Annotated in this window: 6 protein-coding genes; 3 read left to right on the top strand and 3 right to left on the bottom strand. The window is 70.6% G+C overall.

The genetic code is table 11. From position 1 onward, the window contains the following. Positions 1-75: 75 nt before the first annotated feature. Positions 76-1,272 (bottom strand): Cmx/CmrA family chloramphenicol efflux MFS transporter, encoded by a 1,197-nt coding sequence (locus ACZ6Z4_RS10255; protein ID WP_465561009.1) that lies wholly within the window; start codon positions 1,270-1,272, stop codon positions 76-78. Between the two features lie 273 nt (positions 1,273-1,545). Between ACZ6Z4_RS10255 and ACZ6Z4_RS10260 the strand changes: the two genes are divergently transcribed. Continuing rightward, on the top strand, positions 1,546-2,151 hold the full coding sequence (locus tag ACZ6Z4_RS10260) for a rhomboid family intramembrane serine protease (RefSeq protein ID WP_465561012.1): 606 nt from the start codon (positions 1,546-1,548) through the stop codon (positions 2,149-2,151). On the opposite strand, the gene ACZ6Z4_RS10265 is transcribed toward ACZ6Z4_RS10260, so the two are convergent. Next, entirely contained in the window at positions 2,144-3,064 is a 921-nt protein-coding gene (locus ACZ6Z4_RS10265; protein WP_465561015.1) for a threonine/serine dehydratase, read from the bottom strand. The two genes, ACZ6Z4_RS10260 and ACZ6Z4_RS10265, sit on opposite strands and share 8 nt — an antisense overlap. 72 nt (positions 3,065-3,136) lie before the next feature. Here ACZ6Z4_RS10265 and ACZ6Z4_RS10270 point away from each other — a divergent pair, with 72 nt between their 5' ends. Beyond that, entirely contained in the window at positions 3,137-5,014 is a 1,878-nt protein-coding gene (locus ACZ6Z4_RS10270) for a propionyl-CoA synthetase (RefSeq protein ID WP_465561018.1), read from the top strand. Here the strand turns inward: ACZ6Z4_RS10270 and ACZ6Z4_RS10275 are convergent. Then, complete coding sequence (locus ACZ6Z4_RS10275; protein ID WP_465561021.1) at positions 5,001-5,789, bottom strand: aminotransferase class IV family protein; 789 nt, start codon at positions 5,787-5,789, stop codon at positions 5,001-5,003. The two genes, ACZ6Z4_RS10270 and ACZ6Z4_RS10275, sit on opposite strands and share 14 nt — an antisense overlap. A 43-nt stretch (positions 5,790-5,832) precedes the next feature. Here ACZ6Z4_RS10275 and ACZ6Z4_RS10280 point away from each other — a divergent pair, with 43 nt between their 5' ends. Beyond that, positions 5,833-6,195, top strand: coding sequence for a MerR family transcriptional regulator (locus ACZ6Z4_RS10280; protein WP_465561023.1), 363 nt, complete (start codon positions 5,833-5,835; stop codon positions 6,193-6,195). The last annotated feature ends 350 nt before the right edge of the window (positions 6,196-6,545 follow it).

Consider the following 6,545-nt stretch of genomic DNA (forward strand, 5'->3'; position numbering starts at 1 on the left):
CTCTCGCTCGTCAAGTGGTTGCCACCGAAGCCCCGTCTCGTCCAGCGAGGCGGGGCTTCGGCTTGCGTCTTCCGATCAGTTCGGAAGGTGCGTCGCCTGCGGCGCCCGAGCGGTCCGGCGGACCGACCGCAGCGGCAGCAGCGCGGCCAGTACGACGGTGCCGAGGGCAACGACCCCGAGGCCGACCGCGATCCAGCCCAGCGCCGGGTACCCGGCGCCGGCGTCGATGGCGCGCCCGCCGAGCCACGGGCCGATGGTGATCCCGACGTTGAACGCCGAGAAGTTCACCGCGGTGGCCAGGGTCGGCGCCTGCTCGGCCAGGCTGAACACCCGCGCGTTCAGCGCCGGGTTGACCGCGAAGCCGAAGCCGCCGAGCAGGAAGATCGCGGCGATCGCGATCACCGGCTGGTCGGCGCGCAGCGCGAGCACCGCCGACATCAGCACGACACCGCTGATCCCGGCCAGCAGCGTCCGGAACGGCAACGCGTCGGCGGTCCGGCCGCCGAGGGTGATGCCGATCAGCGAGCCCACGCCGTACAGGGCCAGGACGCCGGGGATCGCGCCGGGCGGCAGGCCGGTGTCGTCGGTGAGCAGCGGCGCGAGGTAGCTGAACACGACCAGGATCGCGGCGGTGACCAGCGCGGTCGTTGCGTACGACAACCACAGCCGCGGGTTCACCATCGCGCGCAGCTCGGCGTCGAGCCGCGGGGTGCTGCCGGGTGCGGGGCGGCCGCCGGGGATGGTGCGCAGGATGCCGATCATCGCCAGCAGCGACATCAGCGCGACCGCCCAGAACGCCGCCCGCCAGCCGAGGTGCTGACCGATCACGGTGCCGGCCGGGAGGCCGATGATGGTGGCGACGGTGAGGCCACCGGTGACCACGCTCATCGCTTTGGCCCGCTGGCCGGCCGGGACGAGCCCGACCGCGGCGACGGCGGCGACCGCCCAGAACCCGGCGTACACGAAGGCGCCGACGATCCGGGTCGCGAGCAGGACACCGTAGTTCGGGGTGAGGGCGCCGGCCACGTGGGTGAGCGCGAAGACCGCGAGGAAGACCAGCAGCGTCGTACGGCGTGGCCAGCGCAGCGTCACGACAGCGAGCACCGGCGCGCCGACCAGCATGCCGACGGCGAACGCGGAGATCAGCAGCCCGGCCTGGGGGATGGAGACGCCGAGGTCGGTGGCCATCTCGGGCAGCAGCCCGGCGAGCATCAGCTCCGAGGTGCCCTGGGCGAAGATCGCGAGGCCGATCAGGTACACAGCCAACGGCACAGCGGACCTCCTCGGGCTTCGGTCAGGGTGGACGGACCCAGCGATCAGGTCAGCGCACGGTGAACCGGTCGCCCCCAGAGCCCCCGGTCGCACAACGCGACCTGCAAGTCGCACATAGTGACACAGACTACGGTCCCATCACGACCCGGCGTCCGCGATGTGGCGCAGCTAACCCCCTCCTGTGAAGGCCGAGTCTGCCGCACCGCACCGACAGTTCGGCCGGAAACGCGGTCTGACCAGGTGGAGTTTGGCGCGATCGGGCATCGTGGTGACATGAGTTACCCGAGCCCAGCGCGCCGGCCGAAGCCGGCCGTGGACGCCGCCCGGATCAGCGGCGGGATCAAGCTGCTCGTCGCGCTCGTCGGCCTGATGTGGGTCAGCGAGATCGTGGACACCGCGCTGAACGGCGCCCTGGACCGCTACGGCATCGTCGCCCGGGATCCCGAGGGCCTGGTCGGCATCGTCACGTCGCCGTTCCTGCACCTGGGCTTCGGGCACCTGATCTCCAACACGCTCCCGCTGGTCACGCTCGGCGCGCTGATCGCGATCTCGGGCGCGGTCCGGCTGCTGTCGGTGACCGCGATCGTCGCGGTGATCGGCGGGATCGGGACGTGGCTGATCTCGCCGCCGCACACGATCACGATCGGGGCGAGCGGGTTGGTGTTCGGGTACGCGGCCTATCTGATCGCGCGCGGGGTGTTCAACCGGCGGATCGGGCAGGTGCTGATCGGTGTGGTCGTGGTGCTCGTGTGGGGGAGTGCGCTGCTGGGTGGGTTGCTGCCGCAGGACGGGATCTCGTGGCAGGGACACTTGTTCGGCGCGATCGCCGGTGTGCTGGCCGCTTGGTTCCTGACCGACGAGCGGCGTCAGGTCAGCTGAGCGTGCTGGTGTCGGTGTTCGCTCCACAGACGACCACGACGACTCGCTCGTCGGTGGCTGGCTTGTAGGCACCTGAGGTCAGTGCCGCGTAGGCGGTCGCTGCGCCGTGCTCTGACGCGAGCCGGTACTCACGCCAGAGCTCCTGCCGGGCCGCGACGATCGCGTCGTCGTCGACGAGGACCGGCTTGATGTGCTGCCTGGTTGTGACCTCGAAGGCGATGTCGCCGAGGCGCCTCGCGCCGAGTGAGTCCGCGGCGACTCCACCGACCTGTACGTCGACCGGCCCGCCCGCGTCGAGCGCTCGCGCGAGCGTCGGGGCCAGCTCCGGCTCGACCGAGATCACCTGTGCACGGTCGCCGATCGCCGTGGCGATTCCCGCGATCAGACCCCCGCCGCCGGTCGCGACCAGGACCGTGTCGAACCCGTCGATCTGGTCGAGCAGCTCCAACCCGAGGGTTCCCTGCCCGGCGACGACCTCCGGCTGGTCGTACGCATGCGAGAACAACGCCCCCGACTCCTCGGCGGCCACGACCGCCGCCGCGTAGGCCTCGGCGTACTCGCTGCCGACCTGAACGACGTCCGCGTCGAGCGTCCGGAGCCGCGCGACCTTGGCCGCGGGAGCGCTCTCCGGCACGAAGATCCGGGCCGGGACACCGAGCTCTCGGGCGGCGTACGCGACGGCCAGACCGGCGTTGCCGCCGGAGGCCGTGACCGCGCCGACGTCGGTCAGCGAGCCGTCCTCCTTGGCCGCGAGCAGCCGGTTGAACATGCCGCGTGGTTTGAACGAGCCGACGTGCTGGAGCAGCTCCAGCTTGAACGTCGTCGTCTCCGAGATCCGCAGTACCGGCGTACGGCGTACCCGGCCTTCGATCCTTGCTGCTGCCTGCTCGACCTGCTCACGCGTCACCGTCACGCCTCCAGCCAACCACGCCTTGTTGCCGTTCGCACCGATGGGTAAGACTGCTCGTGACGCCTGGGAGGTGCGATGGGTTCGTACGCCGACAGCTACCGCCGCAGCCTGACCGATCCGGAAGGCTTCTGGCTGGCCGCCGCCGAGGCGATCACCTGGACCCGGCCGCCGACCCGCGCGCTCGAGTCCTCCGCGGCTCCGATCTACCGCTGGTTCCCCGACGGCGAGCTGAACACGGCGTACAACGCGCTGGACCGGCACATCGAGGCCGGCCACGGGCAGCGGACCGCCCTGGTCCACGACTCGCCGGTCACCGACACCCGCCGCACCTACACGTACGCCGAGCTGCGCGACGAGGTCGCGAGGTTCGCGGGTGCGTTGCGCGGGCTCGGTGTCGGGAAAGGCGACCGGGTGATCGTCTACCTGCCGATGATCCCCGAGGCTGTGATCACGATGCTGGCCTGCGCCCGGCTCGGCGCGATCCACTCGGTGGTGTTCGGCGGGTTCGCGCCGCGCGAGCTGGCGGCGCGGATCGACGACGCGACCCCGAAGGTGATCGTCGCGGCCTCCTGCGGGATCGAGCCGGGCCGCGTCGTGGAGTACCTGCCGATCATCACCGAGGCGCTGGCGCTGGCTTCGCACCAGCCCGAGCGGACGGTCGTCGTCCAGCGCGAGATCGCGCCCGGGAAACTCGGAGAGCGCGATCTCGACTGGGAAACGCTGGTCGCGGACGCCGTACCGGCCGATCCGGTGCCGGTGGCGGCGACCGATCCGCTGTACGTGCTCTACACGTCCGGGACGACGGGCAAGCCGAAGGGCGTCGTCCGCGACAACGGCGGGCACGCGGTGGCGCTGGCCTGGTCGATGAGCGCGGTGTACGACATCGGGCCGGGCGACGTCTGGTGGACCGCCTCCGACGTCGGCTGGGTGGTCGGCCACTCCTACATCGTCTACGCGCCGCTGCTGGTCGGCGCGACCACGATCCTGTACGAGGGCAAGCCGGTCGGGACACCGGACGCGGGCGCGTTCTGGCGGGTCATCTCCCAGCACCACGCGAAAGCGCTCTTCACCGCTCCGACCGCGCTCCGAGCGATCAAGAAGGTTGACCCGGACGCGCTGGAACTCGACCGGTACGACCTGAAGAGCTTCCGGACCCTGTTCCTGGCCGGCGAACGGCTCGACCCGGAGACCTACCACTGGGCGCACGAACATCTCGGCGTACCGGTCGTGGACCACTGGTGGCAGACGGAGTCCGGCTGGCCGATCGTCGCGAACCCGCGCGGGTTGGAGTCGATGCCGCCCAAGCCCGGCTCGGCGACGGTGCCGCTGCCCGGGTGGGACGTGCAGATCCTCGACGCCACCGGCGTTCCGCTTCCGGCGGGGGAGGAGGGTGCGATCGCGATCAAGCTCCCGCTGCCGCCCGGCGCGCTGCCGACCCTGTGGGGCGACGACCAGCGCTACATCGACAACTACCTGAGCACGTACGACGGCTACTACCTGACCGGCGACTCAGGCTCGATCGATGCCGACGGCTACGTGTTCGTGATGGGCCGGACCGACGACGTCATCAACGTGGCCGGGCACCGGTTGTCGACGGGGAGCATGGAGGCGGTCCTCGCCGCGCATCCTGCTGTGGCGGAGTGCGCTGTGATCGGGGTGCACGACGCATTGAAGGGTCAGCTGCCGCGGGGTTTGGTGGTTTTGAAGTCCGGCGTCGACATCAGCGAGGACGTGCTGCGCGAGGAGTTGGTGGCCGCCGTACGGCGTGAGATCGGGCCGGTCGCGGCGTTCCGCGAGGTGTCGGTCGTCGAGGCGCTCCCGAAGACCCGGTCAGGCAAGATCCTGCGGAAGACCATGCGCGACATCGCGGACGGTCGCAGTGCCCCGGTCCCGTCGACGATCGAGGATGCGTCGGTGCTGGAGACGCTGCGCCCGATCCTCAGAACTCCGTGAGAGGTTCTGCTTCGTAGGCGCTGTGGAGGAGGTCGAGGAACTCGGGCGCCGCGGGGAACTCGATGTCGTCGATCCCGCTGACCGCGATCCCCGGGGACCACGAGTTCATCACCACCGCGCCGGCGAACGGCCGCCCGCGGAGGTTCGCTGTGCTGATCTCGGTGGTGCGCTGCGGCGCCTGCAGATTGCGGCGCACGATCCCCATCGTCGTACCGGTGAGCATCGGCGCCTTCGGCCAGACCACACTGCTCCCGTCCCAGAACGCCAAGTTCCAGATCGACCCCTCAGTCAGCCGCCCTTGCCGGTCGACGAACGCAGCGTCGTCGTACCCGGCGGCGATCGCCTGCCGCAGCGCGTACGTCTTGGCCGGCTCCCCGACATGCTTCAGCTCCGGCTTGAACCGCTCGTGCTCGAACGTCGCGAGCTTCAGCGGCCCCTCAGGCCCGCTCGACGGCGGCCCGGTCCGCACCAGCAACTCCAGCTTCCCCTCCGCCCCACTGAACTCCCCGGCCCGCGAGAACACCGTCGCCGTCAACGACACATCCTCCACCCCGGCGTCGACCGCGGCGCGCAACTGATCGCGCACAAGATCATCGGAGAGCGCGCTCCCGAACAGCTCGACCGACGCCGTACGAAGCCGATCGAGATGCAGATCGAGCCCGCGAACCATCCCTCCCCGCACCTGCATCGCAGTGAAATGCGCGTACCCGGCGAAGGCCAGCACGGCGAGATCATCAGCCGGCCGCCCGTTACGGTGAACAACGTACGAGTCCATGCAGCGACGCTAAACGCTGACACCAGTGGAAAGGTCAACCCCGATGCTGATCGGCGAGCTGTCCCGCCGCACCGGCGTGGCCCCACGCCTCCTCCGCTACTACGAGTCCCAGGACCTCCTCACCACCACCCGAGCCCCCAACGGCTACCGCCACTACCCCGACGGCACGGAACTGACAGTCCGCAAAATCCGCATCCTGCTGGATGCGGGCCTCACCACGGAGGTCATCAAGGACGTCCTCCCGTGCACCCGCGAAATCCAAGACAACGAAACGGTCTTCGACTGGTGCGACAGCCTGCGCGCGTTGCTCGACCGAGAGTTGGCCGCCATGGATCATCAGCTCGGCAGCCTGCAGCGCACGCGGGATACGCTGGCGAGCTATCTGAACCAGCCGCAGCATCGGTAGGCGATCGGTCCCGCGCCGCACGTGGTTCGCGCCCTGCGTCCGCCACGCCGCCGGCCGGCCGCGCCCTCCGAGTACCGCGCCCCGCGCGCCCGCGCCCGCTTGTAGTCCGCGCCCTGTGCGCGCCACTCTGCCTGCCCGCCTGGCCCTCCGAGTACCGCGCGCTCCTCACCCCCACGCCCGCCGCACACCCGCGGGCGCTGACCACTGAGCCCCGTGCCGCTGCACTCCGCACCCCATGCCCACACCTGCGCGTTCAGCCGCGGCCACCAAACAGCCACCGCGCTCCTGCGCGCAGCGCACCCCCGCGCACCCCGCCCACCGCACGCTCGCCGTGCCCCGTGCTTGCCGCA

The organism is Kribbella sp. NPDC104740, from assembly GCF_055583505.1.

Excerpts from the sequence above, each read along its gene's own strand:
- ACZ6Z4_RS10260 (WP_465561012.1), top strand. The coding sequence starts at position 1,546 with ATGAGTTACCCGAGCCCAGCGCGCCGGCCGAAGCCGGCCGTGGACGCC.
- ACZ6Z4_RS10270 (WP_465561018.1), top strand. The coding sequence starts at position 3,137 with ATGGGTTCGTACGCCGACAGCTACCGCCGCAGCCTGACCGATCCGGAA.
- ACZ6Z4_RS10275 (WP_465561021.1), bottom strand. The coding sequence starts at position 5,789 with ATGGACTCGTACGTTGTTCACCGTAACGGGCGGCCGGCTGATGATCTC.
- ACZ6Z4_RS10280 (WP_465561023.1), top strand. The coding sequence starts at position 5,833 with ATGCTGATCGGCGAGCTGTCCCGCCGCACCGGCGTGGCCCCACGCCTC.